General features: G+C 60.6%; 13 protein-coding genes. 11 read left to right on the top strand and 2 right to left on the bottom strand.

Features of this window, described 5'->3' with window-relative positions; translation table 11 throughout:
* The first annotated feature begins 94 nt into the window (after positions 1-94).
* The 6 genes from recC (at position 95) to ACM6JM_RS29610 (ending at position 11,798) form a co-directional block, all read left to right on the top strand.
* Complete coding sequence (gene recC / locus ACM6JM_RS29635; protein WP_414882946.1) at positions 95-3,547, top strand: exodeoxyribonuclease V subunit gamma; 3,453 nt, start codon at positions 95-97, stop codon at positions 3,545-3,547.
* The gene (gene recB / locus ACM6JM_RS29630; protein ID WP_414882945.1) at positions 3,544-7,233 is read left to right on the top strand and encodes an exodeoxyribonuclease V subunit beta; all 3,690 of its coding nucleotides are present in this window, start codon (positions 3,544-3,546) and stop codon (positions 7,231-7,233) included. Before recC ends, recB begins: the two co-directional genes overlap by 4 nt.
* Positions 7,230-9,338, top strand: coding sequence for an exodeoxyribonuclease V subunit alpha (gene recD / locus ACM6JM_RS29625; protein ID WP_414882944.1), 2,109 nt, complete (start codon positions 7,230-7,232; stop codon positions 9,336-9,338). The genes recB and recD overlap by 4 nt, the downstream gene beginning before the upstream one ends.
* Positions 9,339-9,457: 119 nt before the next feature.
* Complete coding sequence (locus ACM6JM_RS29620; protein WP_103387293.1) at positions 9,458-10,033, top strand: YfiR family protein; 576 nt, start codon at positions 9,458-9,460, stop codon at positions 10,031-10,033.
* Positions 10,030-11,298: a diguanylate cyclase domain-containing protein gene (locus ACM6JM_RS29615; RefSeq protein WP_074692019.1), complete on the top strand. Its 1,269-nt coding sequence runs from the start codon at positions 10,030-10,032 to the stop codon at positions 11,296-11,298. Before ACM6JM_RS29620 ends, ACM6JM_RS29615 begins: the two co-directional genes overlap by 4 nt.
* On the top strand, positions 11,298-11,798 hold the full coding sequence (locus ACM6JM_RS29610; protein WP_170929403.1) for an OmpA family protein: 501 nt from the start codon (positions 11,298-11,300) through the stop codon (positions 11,796-11,798). The genes ACM6JM_RS29615 and ACM6JM_RS29610 overlap by 1 nt, the downstream gene beginning before the upstream one ends.
* Here the strand turns inward: ACM6JM_RS29610 and ACM6JM_RS29605 are convergent.
* Positions 11,795-12,742, bottom strand: coding sequence for a LysR family transcriptional regulator (locus ACM6JM_RS29605; protein ID WP_103387294.1), 948 nt, complete (start codon positions 12,740-12,742; stop codon positions 11,795-11,797). The genes ACM6JM_RS29610 and ACM6JM_RS29605 overlap by 4 nt on opposite strands.
* Positions 12,743-12,891: 149 nt before the next feature.
* Here ACM6JM_RS29605 and ACM6JM_RS29600 point away from each other — a divergent pair, with 149 nt between their 5' ends.
* Together ACM6JM_RS29600 and mmsB are read left to right on the top strand one after the other, a co-directional pair.
* Positions 12,892-14,418, top strand: coding sequence for a CoA-acylating methylmalonate-semialdehyde dehydrogenase (locus ACM6JM_RS29600; RefSeq protein WP_039772936.1), 1,527 nt, complete (start codon positions 12,892-12,894; stop codon positions 14,416-14,418).
* Positions 14,419-14,427: 9 nt separating this feature from the next.
* A complete protein-coding gene (gene mmsB, locus ACM6JM_RS29595) occupies positions 14,428-15,315 on the top strand; it encodes a 3-hydroxyisobutyrate dehydrogenase (RefSeq protein ID WP_039772935.1) in 888 nt (295 codons plus the stop codon).
* 94 nt (positions 15,316-15,409) lie between these two features.
* Here mmsB and ACM6JM_RS29590 read toward each other — a convergent pair whose 3' ends face one another.
* Entirely contained in the window at positions 15,410-15,754 is a 345-nt protein-coding gene (locus ACM6JM_RS29590; RefSeq protein WP_007953863.1) for a cupin domain-containing protein, read from the bottom strand.
* A gap of 640 nt (positions 15,755-16,394) precedes the next feature.
* Here ACM6JM_RS29590 and ACM6JM_RS29585 point away from each other — a divergent pair.
* From ACM6JM_RS29585 to ACM6JM_RS29575, 3 genes are read left to right on the top strand one after another with little or no spacing between them, the layout of a single operon-like run.
* Positions 16,395-17,294, top strand: coding sequence for an acyltransferase (locus tag ACM6JM_RS29585; RefSeq protein WP_414882943.1), 900 nt, complete (start codon positions 16,395-16,397; stop codon positions 17,292-17,294).
* Positions 17,291-18,541 carry a hypothetical protein gene (locus ACM6JM_RS29580; RefSeq protein WP_085666951.1) on the top strand — a complete coding sequence of 417 codons (1,251 nt, stop codon included), beginning with the start codon at positions 17,291-17,293 and terminating at the stop codon, positions 18,539-18,541. The genes ACM6JM_RS29585 and ACM6JM_RS29580 overlap by 4 nt, the downstream gene beginning before the upstream one ends.
* 22 nt (positions 18,542-18,563) lie before the next feature.
* Positions 18,564-20,741 (top strand): prenyltransferase/squalene oxidase repeat-containing protein, encoded by a 2,178-nt coding sequence (locus ACM6JM_RS29575; protein WP_414882942.1) that lies wholly within the window; start codon positions 18,564-18,566, stop codon positions 20,739-20,741.

The raw sequence follows: 20,741 nt of genomic DNA, 5'->3' as shown, positions 1-20,741 counted from the left end.
TCGTACAGCATTGTCGGACGCCTTGCGGCTGTCCTCGCCGGCCGACAATGCTAAGGTTCAGCCCTAGCTTTTGTACTTTTCCAAGGAAGCCTTCATGCCGGACACCCAGTCCCTCAACGCTGCATTCATGGTCGTTCAGAGCAATAGCCTGGATGAACTGCGCAGCCTTGTGATCAGCATCATGCGGCGTTATCCACTGGCTCCCTTGGAGAACGAAATTGCACTCGTACAGAGCAACGGCATCGCTCAATGGCTCAAGCTGGCACTGGCTGAGGATCCTGAAGCAGACGACTTGGGCGGCTGTGGTATCGCCGCCGCAATTGATGTGCAACTGCCGGGCAGTTTCATGTGGCAGCTTTACCGGATGGTGTTGGGCCGAGAGGAAATTCCGGCAAAGTCGCTGCTCGACAAGGCACCGTTGACATGGCGTCTGATGCGCCTGTTGCCACAGGTTATCAACCTTCCGCATTTCGAACCGCTGCAACGCTTCCTCACCCATGACACCGATCTGCGCAAGCGTTACCAGTTGTCCGAACGCTTGGCTGACCTCTTTGACCAATATCAGGTTTACCGCGCTGATTGGCTTGAGGATTGGGCAGAGGGGCATCATCAGCTACGCAATGTGAGGGGTGAAGCGAAGCCGCTTCCTCCGACCAGTTGCTGGCAGGCAGAGTTGTGGCGCGCCCTGCTGGACGACGTGGGCGAGCAAGGCATGGCCCAAAGTCGGGCAGGCGTGCACCAGCGATTCATGGAGCGCATCAACAGTCTTGAAAGCGCACCGTCCGGACTTCCCCAGCGAGTAATCGTTTTTGGAATTTCCTCGTTGCCCGCACAAGTACTGGAAGCGTTGGCGGGGCTTTCCCGTTTCAGCCAGGTTTTGTTGTGCGTCCATAACCCCTGTCGTTATCACTGGGCCGATATCGTTGCCGACAAGGATCTACTCCGTCATCAGTACAAGCGACAAGCCCGTAAAAACGGCATGCCTGTGGTGCTGGACTCGGAATCACTCCACCAACATGCTCACCCGCTCCTCGCTGCGTGGGGCAAGCAAGGTCGTGATTACATCAACCTTCTCGACAGCTACGACGAGCCTGACAGCTATCGCGCAGCATTTCGTAACGGGCGTATCGATCTGTTCAGCGAAAACCAGTCGAAGAACATGCTCAACCAGTTACAGGACGACATTCTGGAACTGCGGCCGCTCAGCGAGACTCGAGCGCGCTGGCCGGCAGTCGATCTGACTCAAGACGATTCGATCCGCTTTCATATTGCCCATAGCGCCCAGCGCGAAGTGGAGATTCTTCACGACCAGCTCTTGGCCCGTTTCAGTGCCAACCCTCAATTACGCCCTCGCGATGTGATCGTGATGGTGCCTGACATCGATAGTTATGCGCCGCATATCCGCGCCGTCTTTGGTCAGCTGGATCGTCAGGATCCACGCTTCATTCCTTTCACCATGGCCGATCAGGGGCAGCGCGGACGGGATCCATTACTGATCGCTGTCGAGCATCTGCTCAAGCTGCCGGACAGTCGTTTCCCCGTCAGTGAAATTCTCGACCTGCTCGACGTTCCTGCGTTACGCGCCAGGTTTGGTGTGCAGGAGCGAGACTTGCCGACCCTGCATCGCTGGATTGAGGGGGCTGGGGTGCGTTGGGGCATCGATGCCGGGCAACGTGCCGAGCTGGGATTGCCCGACGAGCTGGAGCAAAACAGTTGGCGCTTTGGCTTGCGCCGGATGCTGCTCGGTTATGCCGTCGGCAGTTCCGGCGCCTGTGGGGATATCGAGCCGTACGATGAAATCGGTGGTCTCGATGCCGCGCTGATCGGCCCGTTGGTAGCATTGCTGGATGCACTGGAACTCTCGCATCAGCAACTGATGAAGCCCGCGCAGCCACAGGAATGGGGGTATCGGCTTCAGGCGTTGATGCAGCTTTTTTTCAAACCCGAAGACGAGCATGACGACTACCTGCTGGCTCAACTCGAGGAGTTGCGCGAAACCTGGCTGGAAACCTGCGAAGCCGTCGATCTGCTGGACGAGCTGCCACTGACCGTCGTCCGTGAGGCCTGGCTGGCAGGGCTGGATCAGGGGCGTCTGTCGCAGCGCTTTCTGGCCGGAGCCGTTAACTTTTGCACGCTGATGCCGATGCGCGCGATTCCGTTCAGACTGGTTTGTCTGTTGGGCATGAACGATGGCGATTATCCACGCGCTCAACCACCGTTGGACTTCGATCTCATGGGAAGCGACTACCGGCCGGGAGATCGTTCCCGTCGTGAGGATGATCGTTATCTTCTGCTAGAGGCACTCTTGTCCGCTCGTCATCAGCTCTACATCAGTTGGGTCGGTCGCAGCATTCGCGATAACAGTGAGCGGCCAGCCTCTGTGTTGATCGGCCAGTTACGCGATCATCTCGCCAATGGGTGGCGATCGGCCGACGACAACGAGGACCTCCTGATTGCCATGACTCAGGAGCATCCGTTGCAGCCATTCAGTTCGCGCTACTTCCATGAGGAAGACAAGCTTTTCAGCTACGCCAGCGAATGGCAGGTGCTGCATCAACCTCACGAACAGAACGACGTCGCCACAATGCTTGCCCCCCATGTCCAGGAAGAACCGTTGAGTCTGGAACTGCTGCAGGACTTCCTGCGCAGTCCGGTCCGACACTTTTTCACTCAGCGACTCAAGGTTTACTTCGAAGCGGCGCAGGTACCTCAGGCTGACGAGGAACCCTTTGTACTGGATGCGTTGCAGCGATACATGCTCAGCGACAGCTTGCTCGGGGCAGCCTTGAGACACCCGGACAATGTTGATCAGGCGCTCGAGTCTCAAGCCCGACGCCTGCAGAACAGCGGACTGCTGCCCATGGCCGGGTTCGGTGAATGCCTTCAACGAGAGCTGATCGAGCCTTTGCCAGACTTGTTGCAACGATATCAACAGCTGTTGGCGTTATGGCCAGCACCGCTAACCAACGCGCTACCGATCAATTTTGAATGGCAGGAACTGCGCCTTGAAGGATGGCTGGGCGGTTTGCACAGGCGCGCCGATGGCGGCGTACTGTCGGTCACGACAATCCCCAACAGCATAGGCTCGATCAAGAGCCGCAAATGGCATCGCCTGACCAAGCCCTGGGTCAGCCACCTTGTCGCCTGTGCCAGTGGACTCTCCCTGACGACCGCACTGGTGGCCAGTGATGACACGCTCCTTCTTGAACCTCTGGAACAGACTCGAGCGGGGCGAATTCTCGAGGATCTGCTGCTCGCCTGGCAGACGGGAATGCGCCAGCCACTTCCTGTCGCGGTAAAAACGGCTTTTGCATGGCTGGCCCAGACCGATCCGGTCAAGGCTGAAGCGGCTGCCCGTAAGACCTATGAGGGTGATGGTCAGAACAACGAAGGCGAGCGTCGCGAAAGCCCGGCTCTTGCCCGACAGTTCCCCGACTACGATGCACTGCAGGCGGATGAAACCTTCTCCGGTTGGTGTGATGCGCTTTATCGCCCGTTGCTCGAGGCACCTTGGCGCTCATGGGCCCACGAGGAGGCAGGCGCATGAGTAACCAGCCACCACTCGCCCTGGCATTCCCGTTAAAGGGCAGCCAACTGATCGAAGCCAGCGCGGGCACTGGCAAGACATTTACCATTTCAGCGTTGTATCTGCGGTTGATCCTCGGTCACGGAGGCGAGGTAAACGGTTTCGGTCGTGAGCTGTTGCCCCCGCAGATTCTAGTGGTGACCTTTACCGACGCGGCGACCAAAGAGCTGCGCGAGCGCATACGCACACGTCTGGCCGAGGCCGCCCGTTTCTTTCGTGACGAGACGCCTGCCCCTGATGCGCTGATCGATGAACTGCGTGAAGAGTTCGATCCGCAACAATGGCCCGGTTGCGCCAACCGCCTGGACATCGCTGCGCAATGGATGGACGAAGCCGCGGTTTCGACTATCCACAGTTGGTGTCAGCGAATGCTGCGCGAGCATGCGTTCGACAGCGGCAGTCTGTTTACCCAGACCCTGGAAACCGATCACAGCGACCTGCTCGGCGAAGTATTGCGCGATTATTGGCGGCTGTTCTGCTACCCGATGCAGGGCGACGCCTTGAGCTGGGTCCGCAGTCACTGGGGAGGGCCGGCGGCCCTGTTGCCGCGTGTACGGGGGCTGTTTGGCACCGAGCGCGAAGGGAACTCAGACCAGACGCCATCCGAACTGATCGAAGAATGCCTGCAGGAACGCCGTGCGGCATTGGTGGAGTTGAAGGGACCATGGCGGCAGTGGGCCGATGAGTTGCTCGCGATCTGTCATCAGGGCGTCGCCAACAAAACGGTGGACGGGCGCAAGATGCAGGCCCGCTATTTCGAACCCTGGTTCGAAAAGCTCAAGGCCTGGGCCGAGGACGAGTCGCTCGAACAACTGGATATCGGCACCGGGTTCGCCCGGCTCACGCCGGACGGCATGGCTGAAGCCTGGAAAGGCGAGCCGCCGAGTCACCCGGGCCTGGATGCCATGCCTGTGCTCAAGTCTAGTCTCGACAATTTGCCGACGCCCGATGCGGCCGTGCTGCAGCATGCTGCCAAATGGGTTGGTGCTCGCTTTGAAGATGAGAAGCGCCGTCGAGCCGAAATGGGTTTCGACGACATGCTGCTGCGTCTGGATGCGGCCTTGCAGTCCGACGGCGGGGAGCGTCTCGCCACGCTCATTCGCGAGCAGTTCCCCGTAGCTTTGATCGATGAATTCCAGGACACGGATCCGGTGCAGTACCGGATTTTCGAAAGCATCTATCGCATTGAAGAGAATAACCCCGAGACCGGGCTGTTCCTGATTGGCGACCCCAAGCAGGCAATCTATGCCTTCCGTGGCGCGGACATCTACACCTATCTGCGAGCCCGGCAGGCCACAACCGGGCGACTGCATACCCTGGGCACTAACTTCCGTTCCAGTCACGGGATGGTCAGTGCGGTCAACCATGTTTTCGAACGTGCCGAGTCCCGTGAGCAAGGGCGCGGAGCGTTTCTGTTTCGAGAGAAAAACGGCGATAACCCGGTGCCGTTCCAGCCTGTGGAGGCGCAGGGACGCAAAGAACATTTGCAGGTAGCCGGGCTGGACGTACCGGCGCTGAACATCTGGCATCTATCTACCGACAAGCCACTGTCCGGGGCAGTTTATCGCCAGCAGTTGGCGGCAGCCTGCGCCAGTGAGATCACAGCCCTGCTCAATGGCGGGCAGACCGGTCGCGTCGGGTTTGCGCAGGAGGGCAAGGATTGGCGTGGACTGCGGCCAGCGGACATTGCGATCCTGGTGCGCGACGGTAAAGAGGCGCAGGCGGTACGCGGTGAGCTCGCAACGCGGGGAGTCCGCAGCGTTTATCTGTCGGACAAGGACTCGGTCTTTGCCGCACAGGAAGCCCATGATCTGCTTTCGTGGCTCAAGGCGTGCGCGGAGCCGGATGTCGAGCGTTCCCTGAAAGCGGCGTTGGCGTGCATCACGCTGAATCTGCCACTGGCTGAGCTGGAGCGTCTGAATCAGGACGAACTGGTCTGGGAAACCCGGGTCATGCAGTTCCGTGGTTACCGTGAGCTATGGCGCAAGCAAGGGGTGCTGCCGATGTTGCGGCGCCTGCTGCACGACTTTCAACTGCCGCAGATGCTCATTGCCCGCAGTGATGGTGAGCGGGTGCTGACCAACCTGTTGCACCTGTCGGAGTTGTTGCAACAGGCCGCGTCGGAACTCGATGGTGAGCAGGCACTGATCCGCCATCTGGCCGAGCATCTGTCGCTGTCTGGGCAGGCAGGTGAAGAGCAGATCCTGCGTCTTGAAAGCGACGAACAACTGGTCAAGGTCGTGACCATTCACAAATCCAAGGGGCTCGAGTACCCGTTGGTGTTCCTGCCTTTCATCTGCTCGGCTAAACCGGTAGATGGCAGTCGATTGCCGCTGCACTACCACGATGAATCCGGCAAGGCTCGCATCAGCCTGAAGCCCGACGCGGAACTGATCGCTGTGGCGGACACCGAACGCCTGGCAGAGGATCTGCGTTTGCTCTACGTCGCGCTGACCCGCGCACAACACGCTTGCTGGCTTGGGGTGACGGATCTCAAGCGCGGCAACCACAGTAGCTCGGTGCTGCATCTTTCTGCGCTGGGCTATCTGTTGGGCGGCGGCGTAACGTTGAATGAATCCAGCGGATTGGCCCGCTGGCTGGACGATCTGCAACAGGATTGTTCGGCGCTGAGCGTTGTTGAAATGCCACAAGCCACCAGCGAGGTTTACCAGCCTCCGCGTAACGAAGCTACGCTGCGTGCCACCCTTTTACCGAGCCGCAGGGCCAGCGAGAACTGGTGGATCGCTTCGTACAGTGCCTTGCGCATCAGTGACGTGCTGAGCGCTGGCAACGACGAAGCCCCCGACAGTCCGCAAGCGCAAAAGCTGTTCGACGACGAACGCCTCGATCCTGAAGCACCGCGCGAGATCATCGCCGGCGGAGCTGATATTCACCGTTTCCCTCGTGGACCGAATCCGGGAACGTTTCTTCACGGTTTGCTCGAGTGGGCGGGTGAGGAGGGCTTCGCGGTCACCCGCGAGTCGCTCGATGATGCGATCGCCCGGCGTTGCAATCGACGGGGCTGGGAGGGCTGGATCACCACCCTCGGCGACTGGTTGCAACACTTGCTCAAACTGCCACTGCCTGCGGGCCTCGACCAACCGCCAGTGGTGCTTGAGCAATTGAAGCAATATCGGGTCGAGATGGAGTTCTGGTTCGCCAGCCACAAGGTCGACGTGCTCAAGCTCGACGAACAGGTGCGTCAATTCACTCACAACGGTGTGGCCCGGGTCGGCGCCGAAGCGGTGCAACTCAACGGTATGTTCAAAGGCTTTATCGACCTGACGTTCGAGCACGAGGGCCGGTACTACGTGGCCGATTACAAATCCAACTGGCTGGGCGTCGATGACGCCGCGTACACCGAACGGGCCATGGAGCAGTCAATTCTCGACAACCGTTACGACCTGCAATACGTGCTGTACCTGTTAGCACTGCATCGTCAGCTCAAGGCGCGGCTCGCCGATTACGACTACGACCGGCATATCGGCGGCGCGTTGTATCTGTTTCTGCGTGGAACTCGGGCGCCTGGTGGTGGCGTTTACTTCGCACGCCCACCACGGGAGCTGATCGAGCGTCTGGACATCATGTTCCAGGGTAAACCGCAACCCAGGGCCGAGCCCGCGTGGGTGCAGGGAGAATTGCTATGAATCGGACGTTCGCCGACCTGCTGCCCACGCCGCTGACCGCCGACAGCCTCGCGCAGCTGACACCTCTCACCTGTGCCGATGATCTGCTGCTATTGCTCACCCGCTGGGTCGAGCGCGGATGGCTGCGGGCACTGGACAAGGCATTCGTGGCTTTTCTTCATGAATTGGCACCCGATGTCGATCCGCTGGTGTTGCTCGCCGCCGCATTGACCAGTCACCAGCTCGGCCATGGACATGTGTGCCTGGATCTGTTTGAAACCCTCAAGGCGCCGGATTTTGCACTTTCCCTGCCGCCGGAGGGGGATGCGCAACCCGGCGTGTTGCTGCTGCCATCGCAACTGCTCGAAACCCTCGACGGAGCGAACTGGTGCAAGGTGCTGGCCGGCAGTTCGCTGGTGGCACTGGCCGCCGACGAAGGTGCGTCGGCGCAGGAGCGCCCGCTGGTGTTGTCCGGCAAGCGTTTGTACTTGCGACGCTATTGGGCCTACGAGCGGCGTATCGACAGCGCATTGCGCCAGCGGCTCGCGGAGCAGGAAGCGACGCCGTCCGATCTTGCACGGCGGCTGGACGAGCTGTTCGATCCAGCGCAGCGCGCGGATGTCATCGACTGGCAGAAACTGGCCTGCGCCCTGGCCACCCGAAGTGCCTTCAGCATCATCACGGGCGGCCCGGGCACTGGCAAAACGACAACGGTGGTACGTCTGCTGGCGTTGCTCCAGGCACCTGCGGTCGAGGCGCATCAACCACTGCGCATTCGACTCGCGGCGCCTACCGGTAAAGCGGCGGCGCGGCTGACCGAGTCCATCAGTCAGCAGGTGCAGTCGCTGAAGGTCGCTGAAGGCGTCCGGGAAAAAATTCCGACCGAGGTGACCACGGTGCATCGCCTGCTCGGCAGCCGACCTGGCACGCGGCATTTTCGCCACCATGCCGGTAACCGCCTGCCACTGGATGTGCTGGTGGTCGATGAAGCATCCATGATCGACCTGGAAATGATGGCCAATCTGCTCGATGCCTTGCCGCCTCATGCTCGACTGGTGTTGCTGGGCGATAAGGATCAACTGGCCTCGGTGGAGGCTGGCGCGGTGCTGGGCGATTTGTGCCGTGATGCCGAAGCGGGTTGGTACAGTCCGCAGACTCGCCAGTGGCTGGAAGCGGTGAGCGGCGAATCCCTGCAAGACAGCGGTTTGCAAGAAGGCAGTGACAGCTCGCACCCGCTGGCCCAGCAAGTGGTGATGTTGCGTCACTCACGGCGTTTCGGCGAGGGCAGCGGCATCGGTCAACTGGCGCGACGGGTGAATCAGCAACTCTCGGACGAGGCTCGCCAGTTGCTGGATGCCAAAACCCATGGCGATGTGTTTTCGTTGCCACTTCAGAACGAGCACGACCGGAAACTTGAGCACCTGGTGCTCGATGGACACGGCGAAGGCCCCCACGGTTATCGACACTATCTGAGCATTTTGCGCGATCGACGTCCGGTGAGCGGAACGCCGCTCGAGAACCCGGGTTGGGTCGATTGGGCGCGTGACGTCCTGCGGGCCTTCGATACCTTCCAGTTGTTGTGCGCAGTGCGCAAAGGACCGTGGGGTGTTGAGGGGCTTAATCAGCGCATCACCGATGCATTGCTCAAGGCGCGGCTGATCGAGAGCGACCAGCAATGGTACGAAGGCCGGCCGGTGTTGATGACTCGAAACGACTATGGCCTCGGGTTGATGAACGGTGACATCGGTATCGCCCTGAAACTGCCCGAGCGCGATGGCCCGGATGCCGGTAAGTCGGTGTTGCGCGTGGCGTTCCCGCGTAACGACGGGCGCGGTGGGGTGCGTTTCGTGCTGCCGAGCCGGCTCAACGATGTCGAGACCGTCTATGCGATGACCGTGCACAAGTCACAGGGTTCTGAGTTCGCCCATACCGCGCTGATCCTGCCGGACGCCCTGAATCCCGTGTTGACCAAGGAGCTGATCTACACCGGAATTACCCGGGCCAAGGACTGGTTCACCTTGATCGAGCCTCGGATCGGCGTGTTTGAAGAAGCGGTGCAACGCAAGGTGAAGCGCTTGAGCGGACTGATGCTGGAACTGGAAGAAGGGGCGCCGCATAAAGGATGAAGGTGCCTTCGATTGCCGCCGGTAATTGACCGACCGGTCAGAGGTCGCTGTATCGCTGGCGTTCCAACGCTGTGCTATCGTTGCGGCATCATTTCGTAACGATCCAAGAGAATCCCTGCATGAAGGTGGCTGTCTGGGCGACAGAGCGCGTAGTTGGCTGCAAGCGGACGTTGCTTTCCGGTGTGCTCTGTTTGCTCACGGGTGTGGCCGCTGCCCAGACTCAAACCCCGGTGGGCATGGCCGAACAGCGGGCCAAATCCGTCACCCAAGTTGTTCTCGGTATCCTCAGTTACGCGCGCTGGCCGGTAGAGCCTGCGCAGTTGCGCCTGTGTATCGTTGGCCCGACCGAATACACCGATGACCTGGTCAAGGGCACGACCCAGGCCACGGGCCGTCCGGTTATCGTGCGCCGGCTGTTGGCCGACAATCCAGCCATCGTCAGCGAGTGCGACGCGGTCTATATCGGCAAACTCACCACAGACGAACGCAGCCGGCTGTTCGCGTCCCTGATCGGCCATCCGGTGCTGAGCATCAGCGAAGGCGGCGATCAATGCACGGTCGGCAGTCTGTTCTGCCTGAGGGTCGGTGATGAACAAGTGTCGTTCGAGGTCAATCTCGACTCCGTTGCCCGCAGCGGTGTGCGCATTCACCCCAGCGTGCTGCAGTTGTCGCGCCGCAAACCGGCGGTGCCATGAGACGCGACAAATCCACAGGGCGCCCGACCCTCGGCTCGGTCATCGGTCGTGGCAACCTGATTGTGGCGCTGGTCGCCGTGGCAATGGCCAGTGTGTCGCTGACGTTGCTCGGGGTGCTGGCGCTGCGGGTCTATGCCGATCACAACCTGCACTTGATCGCCCGCTCGATCAGTTACACCGTGGAAGCCGCCGTGGTGTTCAACGACAAGGCCGCCGCGACCGAAGCGCTGGCGTTGATCGCCTCGACCGAAGAAGTGGCCGATGCCCAGGTGCTGGACACTCAGGGCCAATTGCTCGCGCGCTGGCAGCGTCCGGAGAACGGCCTGATTTCCGAGCTGGAGATGCAGGTCGCGCGAGTCATTCTGGAAAAACCCATCAACCTGCCGATCCAGCATCAGGATCGGGAGATAGGGCGGATCTTGCTGATCGGCCACGGTGGCAGCCTGATGCGTTTTCTGTTGAGCGGTCTGGCGGGGATCATTCTCTGCACGGCGATCAGCGCCTGGGTCGCGCTGTACTTGGCGCAGCGTCAGTTGCGCAGGATCATCGGCCCGTTGCACAGCCTGGCGGCGGTGGCGCATGCGGCCCGCAGCGAGCGGGCACTGGATCGACGGGTGCCACGGGCAAAAATTGCCGAACTGGACAACCTCGGCACTGACTTCAATGCCCTGCTCGATGAACTCGAATCCTGGCAAACCCACTTGCAGAGCGAGAACGAAACCCTCGCCCATCAGGCCAGCCACGACAGCCTCACCGGGTTGCCGAACCGGGCCTTTTTCGAAGGCCGCCTGATCCGTGCTCTGCGCAGTGCCCACAAGTTGAATGAGCAAGTGGCGGTGCTGTTTCTCGACAGCGACCGATTCAAGGACATCAACGACAACTTCGGTCATGCCGCCGGCGACGCGGTGCTGGTGGCGGTGGCGAATCGGGTGCGGGCGCAGTTGCGTGAAGAGGATCTGGTGGCGCGTCTGGGCGGTGACGAGTTCGCCGTTCTGCTCACGCCCTTGCACAAGACCGAAGACGCCGAACGCATTGCCGACAAGATCCTCGCCAGCATGGACACCCCGATTGCGCTGCCGGGCGACAGCAGTGTCGTGACGTCGCTCAGTATCGGCATCGCGGTTTACCCCGATCATGGCGTCACGCCCGGCACCTTGCTCGACGCGGCCGATGCCGCGATGTATCAAGCCAAGCGTTTGTCGCGCGGCGCCCAATTCACGGCCGGGACGGAGTACCCGGTCGATTCCGTTCAAACCAGGAGCTGATGCCCGTGTTCTCACTTTCCTTTCGACTGTTTTCCACCCTGTTGCTGACGGCCATGCTGGCCCTGACCGGTTGCCAGACCGCCCCGCAAAAAGGCCTGACGCCGGCCCAGGTCGCGGTTCTCAAGCAGCAAGGCTTCGAGCTGACCGATGACGGTTGGGAGTTCGGCCTGTCGGGCAAAGTGTTGTTTGGCAGCGATGTCGAAAGTCTTAACAAGCAAAGTACAGAAATCGTCGAGCGTATCGGCAAAGCGTTGCTGGGTGTCGGCATCGAACGGGTTCGGGTCGATGGCCACACCGACGCTTCGGGCAAGGAAACCTATAACCAGCAGCTGTCACTGCGTCGCGCGAAAAGCGTCGGCAAAGTGCTGACCTCGGTCGGCATGAAAGAAGAGAACATCCAGTTGCAAGGCCTCGGCAGCCGCGAACCGGTCGCCTCCAACGATACCGCCGCCGGCCGCACCGAAAACCGCCGGGTGTCGATCGTGGTCAGCGCCGATTAGTCGGCGAACTGCATCTCTCGAGTTTCACCCATCAACAGCGCCTGATTGCACTCGGTCACCTCGCGGATGTAATCCCACAACAGGGTGATCCGCTTGAGCTTACGCAGGTCTTCCCGGCAGTACATCCAGAACTGCCGGGTGATATCGATTTCCTCCGGCAGCACCGGCAACAGGCGCGGATCCTGAGCCGCGAGAAAGCACGGCAGAATCGCCAATGAGCGCCCCTGCTGCGCCGCCACGAACTGCGCAATCACGCTGGTGCTGCGTAAATTGGCGCTGGCACCGGGCAACACGTTCGCCAGATACAGCAGCTCCGAGCTGAACGCCAGGTCATCCACGTAACTGATGAATTGATGCTTGCCCAGGTCGGCGGGGCGGCGGATCGGCGGATGTTTGTCCAGGTATTCCTGGGTCGCGTAGAGCTGCAAGCGGTAGTCGCAAAGTTTGCAGCACACGTACGGCCCGTGTTCCGGGCGCTCGAGGGCGATGACGATGTCGGCCTCGCGTTTGGACAGGCTGATGAAGTGTGGCAGCGGCAGGATGTCCACCGAGATCGCCGGGTAGGCGTCGACGAAGTGGCTCAGTTGCGGGGTGATGAAGAAGCTGCCGAAACCTTCGGTGCAACCCATCCGCACGTGCCCGGACAGTGCGACGCCGGAGCCCGAAACTTGCTCGCAGGCCATGTGCAGCGTGCTTTCGATCGACTCGGCATAACTCAGCAGGCGCTGGCCTTCGGCAGTCAGCACGAAACCGCTGGTGCGCGACTTTTCGAACAGCAAGGTACCGAGCGCCGCTTCCAGCGAACTGATCCGCCGCGACACGGTGGTGTAGTCCACCGCCAGGCGTTTGGCCGCCGTGCTGGCCTTGCGGGTACGGGCGACTTCGAGGAAAAACTTCAGATCGTCCCAATTCAGCGAGCCTAGAGAGGTGATGTTTTTTTGCATGATGGACGGGCTTATATGTGCGTTCTTATTAGAAGTTTGCACATCTATACTCCAAAAACAGTCCGACAACCAATTCGTGACACACGCCTCATCTCAAGGCGAACCTTTCGCCTTGGCTCCTACGATAAAAACAAGTTCTGGAGACCAGCATGAACGCATCGCTTACGCCCAACGAAACCACGATCCAGAAGGTCAAGCTGCTGATCGACGGCGAGTGGGTCGAGTCGCAGACCACCGAGTGGCACGACATCGTCAACCCGGCGACCCAGCAAGTGCTGGCCAAAGTCCCGTTCGCCACCGCCGCTGAAGTCGACGCTGCCGTCAGCGCCGCCCAGCGCGCCTTCCAGACCTGGAAGCTGACCCCGATCGGCGCGCGCATGCGCATCATGCTCAAGCTGCAAGCGCTGATCCGCGAACATTCCAAACGCATCGCCGTGGTGCTGAGCGCCGAGCAGGGCAAGACCATTGCCGATGCCGAGGGCGATATTTTCCGTGGCCTGGAAGTGGTCGAGCACGCCTGCTCCATCGGCAGCCTGCAGATGGGCGAGTTCGCCGAGAACGTGGCCGGCGGCGTCGACACCTACACTCTGCGCCAGCCGATCGGCGTCTGCGCCGGCATCACCCCGTTCAACTTCCCGGCGATGATTCCGCTGTGGATGTTCCCGATGGCCATTGCCTGCGGCAACACCTTCGTCCTCAAGCCATCGGAGCAGGATCCGCTGTCGACCATGTTGCTGGTGGAGCTGGCCATCGAAGCCGGCATCCCGGCTGGCGTGCTTAACGTCGTCCATGGTGGCAAGGACGTGGTTGACGGCTTGTGCACCCACAAGGACATCAAGGCCGTTTCATTCGTCGGTTCGACCGCCGTCGGCACTCACGTTTATGACCTGGCCGGTAAACACGGCAAGCGCGTGCAATCGATGATGGGCGCGAAGAACCACGCCGTAGTGCTGCCAGACGCCAATCGCGAGCAGGCGCTCAATGCGCTGGTCGGTGCCGGTTTCGGTGCGGCGGGTCAACGTTGCATGGCCACTTCGGTGGTGGTGCTGGTGGGCGCGGCCAAACAGTGGCTGCCGGATCTGAAAGCGCTGGCGCAGAAACTCAAGGTCAACGCCGGCAACGAGCCGGGCACCGATGTCGGCCCGGTCATTTCGAAAAAGGCCAAGGCGCGGATTCTCGATCTGATCGAAAGCGGCATCAAGGAAGGCGCCAAACTTGAGCTGGACGGTCGCGACATCAGCGTGCCGGGCTACGAGAACGGCAACTTCGTCGGCCCGACCCTGTTCTCCGGGGTCACCACCGACATGCAGATCTACACCCAGGAAATCTTCGGCCCGGTGCTGGTGGCGCTGGAAGTCGACACCCTCGATCAGGCCATCGCGCTGGTCAACGCCAACCCGTTCGGCAACGGCACCGGCCTGTTCACCCAGAGCGGTGCGGCGGCGCGTAAATTCCAGACTGAAATCGACGTCGGCCAGGTCGGCATCAACATCCCGATTCCGGTGCCGGTGCCGTTCTTCAGCTTCACCGGTTCGCGCGGTTCGAAACTCGGCGACCTCGGCCCGTACGGCAAGCAAGTGGTGCAGTTCTACACCCAGACCAAAACGGTCACGGCGCGCTGGTTCGACGACGACAGCGTCAACGACGGCGTGAACACCACCATCAACCTGCGCTGAGGAACGGCCATGAAAATCGCATTTATCGGGCTGGGCAACATGGGCGCGCCGATGGCGCGCAACCTGATCAAGGCCGGGCATTCGCTGAACCTGGTGGACCTGAACAAGACCGTGCTGGCGGAACTTGAGCAACTGGGCGGCACCATCCGCGCTTCGGCTCGCGAAGCTGCTGAAGATGCTGAACTGGTGATCACCATGTTGCCGGCTGCGGTGCATGTACGCAGCGTCTGGCTCGGTGAAGACGGCGTGCTGGCCGGGATCGGCAAAGGCGTGCCGGCAGTGGATTGCAGCACCATCGATCCGCAGACGGCGCGCGATGTGGCGGCGGCGGCTGCCAAACAAGGCGTGGCCATGGCCGATGCGCCGGTGTCCGGCGGCACTGGCGGCGCCACGGCCGGGACGCTGACCTTCATGGTCGGCGCCACCCCGGAACTGTTCGCCACTCTGCAACCGGTGCTGGCGCAGATGGGCCGCAACATCGTGCATTGCGGTGAGGTCGGCACCGGCCAGATCGCCAAGATCTGCAACAACCTGTTGCTCGCCATTTCGATGGTTGGCGTCAGCGAGGCGATGGCGCTGGGTGATGCGCTGGGGATCGACACCACGGTGCTCGCCGGGATCATCAACAGCTCTACCGGCCGTTGCTGGAGTTCGGAAATGTACAACCCATGGCCAGGCATCGTCGAAACGGCGCCGGCCTCACGCGGCTACACGGGTGGCTTCGGCGCCGAGCTGATGCTCAAGGATCTGGGGCTGGCTACTGAAGCGGCGCGTCAGGCCCATCAGCCAGTGGTGCTGGGCGCGGTGGCGCAGCAGTTGTATCAGGCGATGAGTCAGCGCGGGGAAGGGGGCAAGGACTTCTCGGCGATCATCAACAGCTATCGCAAGCCGCAGTAATCGTCGTCAGGCCTGTGCTCGTCACAGGTCTGCAATTCAGATGCAGTAGGTGTTGCCGGGAAATCACGTCGGGTGGTTTCCCGGCTTTTTTGTATCAGGCGAACACGAAATATTTGCGCACGGTCTCGACCACTTCCCAGGTGCCCTTCATGCCTGGCTCGACCACGAAGATGTCGCCGGCGCGCAGGTGGATCGGCTCCATGCCGTCCGGGGTAATCACACAGTAGCCTTCCTGGAAATGGCAGTACTCCCACTTCACATAGTCCACCCGCCACTTGCCCGGGGTGCAGATCCAGGTGCCCATGATCTTGCTGCCGTCTTCGCTGGTGTAGGCGTTGAGGTTGACGGTGTGCGGGTCGCCCTCGAGCTTTTCCCATTTGCAGGCGTCGAGTACGGGCAGGGGATGGGTGTCGCGCAGAACGGTGATAGGTGCGGGCATGACGGCTCCAGGCCAGAGGGAAATAGAGCCGTCACCGTAGCGTTCGTGGGGGCTGTCGAAGTGTCTGGGGTCGACCTCCAGATGTCTGTAAGCGCTGGAGCAAATCTGCACTCCTCCCTGATTTGCACCAACGCTGTGCATATAAAACGGTTTTGGTACAAGCGTGCACCATAAAAGTTCAATCAATTTTTAGACTAAAACGAGATAACCATTCTGACACCTATTGCAAAACAAAATCGTCTGTACTATAACATTCGTACTAAAGAACTATTCCTCAAAACGGAGCTTCATCTGAGTCACGGACAGACTTGAATCGGCTTTTTCTCATCTCGACAACTGACTTGGCCTTTGGCTCAAGTGTGAACTTCTATCTGTTGTTAATGAATAATGACAGTTGAATGAACCGGACAGTTAATAAGTGGCGCGGACGCAATGTCTCGCGTGCTTTGAGTTGAAGCCTTAAATGAACAGTTAATTAATTATTTGTGCACTGGCGGATTTATATCTGCGGGATACGCACGCCTCTCGGAATGTTATGTGCCCGGCATCAATGGAATGAGGCTTTATTGTGGACGACATAAACGTAATTGAAGTTTCGACGACTGTTGATAGTTCAAGTGAGCTTGGCCGGCACGTCTGGGTGCGTGCCGGCAGTCGCCTGACAAACGTGCAGATCGGCGATGAATGCTTCATCGGTTTCAGATGCGATTTGCAGCACGCGTTGGTCGGCAAGTCCAGCATGTTCGCCACCGGTGCGCAGTGCCTGGGGACGGCGCAGTCGCCGGTTCGGATTGCCGAAAACGTCTGGGTGGGCGCCAAGGCCACCGTGACTGCCGGTGTTTCCATCGGTGCCGGGGCCGTGGTGGCGGCTGGCGCGTTGGTGACCGCCGATGTGCCGCCGGACGCAATCGTCGTCGGTCGCCCGGCGCGGGTCATTGCCCAGCGCACTGTGGTCGAGGACGGCCGGCCGAGCCCGGAACCGGTGCTGGCCAAAGTCCGGGACCGGGCGCGCCAGGGCTTGCCGTCGATGCTCGATCGGTCCACGCAGTCGGTCGCGCGACTCAAGTCGCTGAACCCCGACACCTTGACGTGGGACATTAGTGACGATGCCTTGATCGACGCCGAATTGCGCGGCGGAGCGTCGGTGGAAATCGCCCGGGACTGCATCCTGATCGGGCGCAGCAACCGCCAGGGCGGCATGTCGCAATTGGGCGGTATCGAATTGGGCACCGGCGTGCGACTGGCGACCGGTGTGGTTATCGAAGCAGCCGGCGGCGTATCCGTCGGTGCCTTCAGCGAGTTGTCCGAGGGGGTCACGATCGTGGCCTCCACCCATGATCATTCTTTCCGCTCACTGCCTTGGGAGGAGGCACCGGTGCGCATTGGAAGTCGTTGCGTTATTGGCGAGGGCGCCATCTTGGTAGGTCCACTGAATATTGGTGACGGTGCCGTTATCAAACCGTACTCGGTGGTTATAAGGGATGTATTGGAAAACACTGTGGTTCATGGCGTTGTTCAACTAATGGAGATTCAAGAATGATTTTATTTGCCCCCAATCCAACCGGTTCCGGTCACAACATGCGCGCGCTGTCCATCGCTCAGGCGATTAAAAAGCAGCGCCCGGACATGCCATTGACCGTGGCACTGGCTTCCTTGCAGCCGACCTTCACGCCGATGTTCGAAAAGTCTGGCGTTGAAGTAGTGGATATTGCCGGCCGTTTGGTCGATTACTCGAAAAAGAGCAACTTGTCGAAAGAACTCGACTGGAATAATTACATCGGCGGATATATCGCCAATACCTTCTTGTCCGGCGAGCGAATTCTGTCTTACCTGGCCCTGATCGCCGAATACAAGCCCACCGCTCTGGTGTCGGACTACAACATGGCCGCCTGCCTGGCCGCGATTTTCAGCGGTACGCCGCTGGTGTTCGTCACCGAGCGCTACGACTTCACCCTGTGCCAGCTCGAAGACCATGATCTGGCCGACGGCGGTTTCGAAGTCAACGCGCTGGAAATGGCCCGGGCCCGCACCGCGCTGCACAGCCAGTTCAACTGGATGATCAATCAGAGCCAACTGGTGCTGACCGACAAACCGTACGTGGCTTCCCTCGATCAGGGCACGCCGGTGGCCGAAGCGCTGGTCAGCGGCAAGGCGCATTTTGTCGGCCCGATGATCCGCGACATCAATGTGCAGACCGGATTGAATGTGCGCGAGCAACTGAACCTCGGCGACTCGCCGTTCATTGTGGCTTCGATCAGCGGCACTACGATGTTTGCGCAAAACAAGGACGCGCTGCTCGCTGCGTATCTGGACAGCTTCAAGATCCTGCGCGAGCGCAATCCGGAACTGAAACTGGTGCTGCTGGGCCGTCAGGATATCCAGGCTCAGGACGGCGTCGTCTGCGTGCCGTACTACCCGGACTGGATGGGTCTGCTGCGTGAAGCCTGCCTGCTGATTTCGGCGCCGGGCTGGATCACCGTAACGGAAATCGCCGCACTGCAGATTCCGACGCTGTTCGTGCTGCCGTCCAAGTCCGAGTACCACGAACTCGAGGCGCTGCGCCGTCTGGAGCTGCTGGGTTTCCCAACGCATCTGGGCCACGACCGCGATGCGATCGTCGAACTGATCCAGGGCGAACTGGAAAAAGACACCGACGCTTCGACCTATTACGCACCGCATCAGCAAGTCGCCGCGCCGGATGGCGAAGGTGCCGCCCGCGCCGCGACGCGCATCATCGAGTTGTGCCAGGGCAGCGTTGTGTCGCTGACCGAAAGCAAAGCCGCTTAACCTCAAGGAAGAGGGATTCACCATGTCACTGCATCCGCAGTTTCTATTTGATCAAGGCCTCAAGGACATCGAGCACGGCGGCTTTTTCGCCGTGACCGATGCCAGTGGCGAGGTTGCGATTTCCAGCGACAAGCAGTTGCAGGATCAGGTCGCGGCGACGCTCTACCAGGCTGAACACGGCGACGATGTCGAACTGCGTTTTGCCCATGACGGGCTGATGCGTTTGCATGATGCGGCGAATGGCGGTTTCCACGAACTGGCCGACCGCTACTGGACGCCGCACGGCTCCGGACGCTGCCGTACGCTGGCGCTGCAACTGGACGCGCTGGCGGCATTGATTGCCTATCAGCGCCGGGTGCCGCAGGACGCGGCGAACAATGCCGCGATCCACGGCCTGCTGGAAAAGGTCGAAGCGCTCTACGCCCGTTCCACCGTCGCCGGCCTGTATAGCAGCGACTGGTCGACGCCGCTGGAGCTGGCGACCTCGATCAATCTCGACATCAGCGCCACGGCGTTGCTGGCGCGTATCGACAATCAGCCGTTGGGGCTGGGGTTGGTCGGGCACTTGCAAGTTCATGCAGAGAACCTGATTGGCCGGGTGGCCGGCAGCGACAGCCAATCCTGCGTCGATGTGGCGCTGACCCGTTGCGGTGTGCGTGCGCAGGTCAGCCTGGTGCTGGCGCAACTGGCTGATGCGCGCGACGACAATGCGCTGTCGAATCTGGCCCGTTCGTTCCTGCTGCAAACCCTGGCACTGTTCCGCGATCCGGCGTACGGCGGGTATTGGGATCGAGTCGGGATCAACGGCAAAGTGCGTTGCGACTGGCACACCTCGTACAAAAATCACGAGTCGCCATTCCCGATCAAGACCGCCTACGACGTGGCGTTGCTGTTGCAGGCGATTCAGGCCTTGCCGTCCGGCGCGAGCGAAGCGGATCGGGCTTCGGTGACGGCGGCGTTGCTGGAGTTTCATGACGCGCGCAATGGCGGTCTGTTCATGGGCAAGGGCTACTTCTGGTCGACCCCGGATGACCCGACCGTGCCGTTCATTCGCCAGTTCTGGGCGCCGCCGCGTCAGCCGGGGATCTTCAGCATCGGCAACCTGACGTACCTGCCGCTGCACCTGAAAAGCCTGAAAACCCAGCTCGCCGCTGCCCACGCTTTGCAGTCCATCGAGCCGGTCGCTGCCGTCACTCATCATGACGATGCGGCGCTGGTAAACCGTGAGCTGCAAGTGATCGATGGCGGTGGTGATGTGCAGCGCATTCACCCGAATGGCGTGCCGACCATCAATGTTGATCTGCAGCGTTATCTGGCGTGGCTGGTCAAGGCCCGGGCGTCGAATGAAACGCCCTACGGGCTGACCGCCGAAACCGCGCCGCTGGGTTTCCGTGCCGACAAGACCTGGCAAGTGTTTTCCGGGCTGCACGTGATTTCGGACTTGCACGCGCTGGGTCTGCAAATCGAAAACAAGGCCAGCCTGATCGATTGCATCAGGGCTTCGCAAAACACCGACGGTGGATTTGCCGAGCAACCGGGTCACCTGAGTGATGTGTTCGCCACCTACTGCGCAGTGTTGTCGCTGCGAGTGCTGGGCGCGTTGCCGAACGATATCGGTGGTTGCGTGCGTTACCTGCAAGCGTGCCAGAACCCCGATGGCGGGTTCGGCGATGTACCGGGTTTCGGCTCGGACATCTGGCACACCAACCTGGCGGTGCTGTCGCTGCACGCCCTTGAAGCCAAGGCGCCGGACGAGCAGGGCGTGATGGCGTTTGCCTTGCGCTGCCGCTCGGTCGATGGCGGGTTCGCAAACAAGCCGGGTTATCCGCCGGACGCGTTTTCGGTGTACCGCGTGGTGTCGACGCTGTTCATTCTCAACCGACGCATCGTCGATGCCGAACAGACCGTCGCCTGGCTGCAAAAGCTGCAACTGGCCAACGGCTCGTTCCATTACCGGCCGGGCAAAGCGGTCAGCCTGGTGGGTACTTACATGGCCATCGCAGCAATGTATTTGCTCGACGCGCAGCCGACGTATCTGCAGGAATCGAAAGACTGGATCGCTGCCCATCAGAAGCAGGACGGTGGTTTCGGCCCGCTCAACGCAACCTCGGCAACCACCGACGAAAGCTTCGTCTGCATCCAGACACTGCTGATTCTCGAACAAGGACTGTCGCCATACTGGGTCGCGTTGTTGAACTGA

The organism is Pseudomonas sp. IT-P2, assembly GCF_949767575.1.
GTDB lineage: Bacteria > Pseudomonadota > Gammaproteobacteria > Pseudomonadales > Pseudomonadaceae > Aquipseudomonas > Aquipseudomonas pharyngis.
This window is presented reverse-complemented; position numbering and strand designations above follow the sequence as displayed.

Bases quoted from the DNA above. Each gene is read 5' to 3' on its own strand.
- recB (WP_414882945.1), top strand. From the start codon at position 3,544: ATGAGTAACCAGCCACCACTCGCCCTGGCATTCCCGTTAAAGGGCAGC.
- recC (WP_414882946.1), top strand. From the start codon at position 95: ATGCCGGACACCCAGTCCCTCAACGCTGCATTCATGGTCGTTCAGAGC.
- ACM6JM_RS29575 (WP_414882942.1), top strand. From the start codon at position 18,564: ATGTCACTGCATCCGCAGTTTCTATTTGATCAAGGCCTCAAGGACATC.
- mmsB (WP_039772935.1), top strand. From the start codon at position 14,428: ATGAAAATCGCATTTATCGGGCTGGGCAACATGGGCGCGCCGATGGCG.
- ACM6JM_RS29580 (WP_085666951.1), top strand. From the start codon at position 17,291: ATGATTTTATTTGCCCCCAATCCAACCGGTTCCGGTCACAACATGCGC.
- recD (WP_414882944.1), top strand. From the start codon at position 7,230: ATGAATCGGACGTTCGCCGACCTGCTGCCCACGCCGCTGACCGCCGAC.
- ACM6JM_RS29605 (WP_103387294.1), bottom strand. From the start codon at position 12,742: ATGCAAAAAAACATCACCTCTCTAGGCTCGCTGAATTGGGACGATCTG.
- ACM6JM_RS29590 (WP_007953863.1), bottom strand. From the start codon at position 15,754: ATGCCCGCACCTATCACCGTTCTGCGCGACACCCATCCCCTGCCCGTA.
- ACM6JM_RS29610 (WP_170929403.1), top strand. From the start codon at position 11,298: ATGCCCGTGTTCTCACTTTCCTTTCGACTGTTTTCCACCCTGTTGCTG.
- ACM6JM_RS29620 (WP_103387293.1), top strand. From the start codon at position 9,458: ATGAAGGTGGCTGTCTGGGCGACAGAGCGCGTAGTTGGCTGCAAGCGG.
- ACM6JM_RS29600 (WP_039772936.1), top strand. From the start codon at position 12,892: ATGAACGCATCGCTTACGCCCAACGAAACCACGATCCAGAAGGTCAAG.
- ACM6JM_RS29615 (WP_074692019.1), top strand. From the start codon at position 10,030: ATGAGACGCGACAAATCCACAGGGCGCCCGACCCTCGGCTCGGTCATC.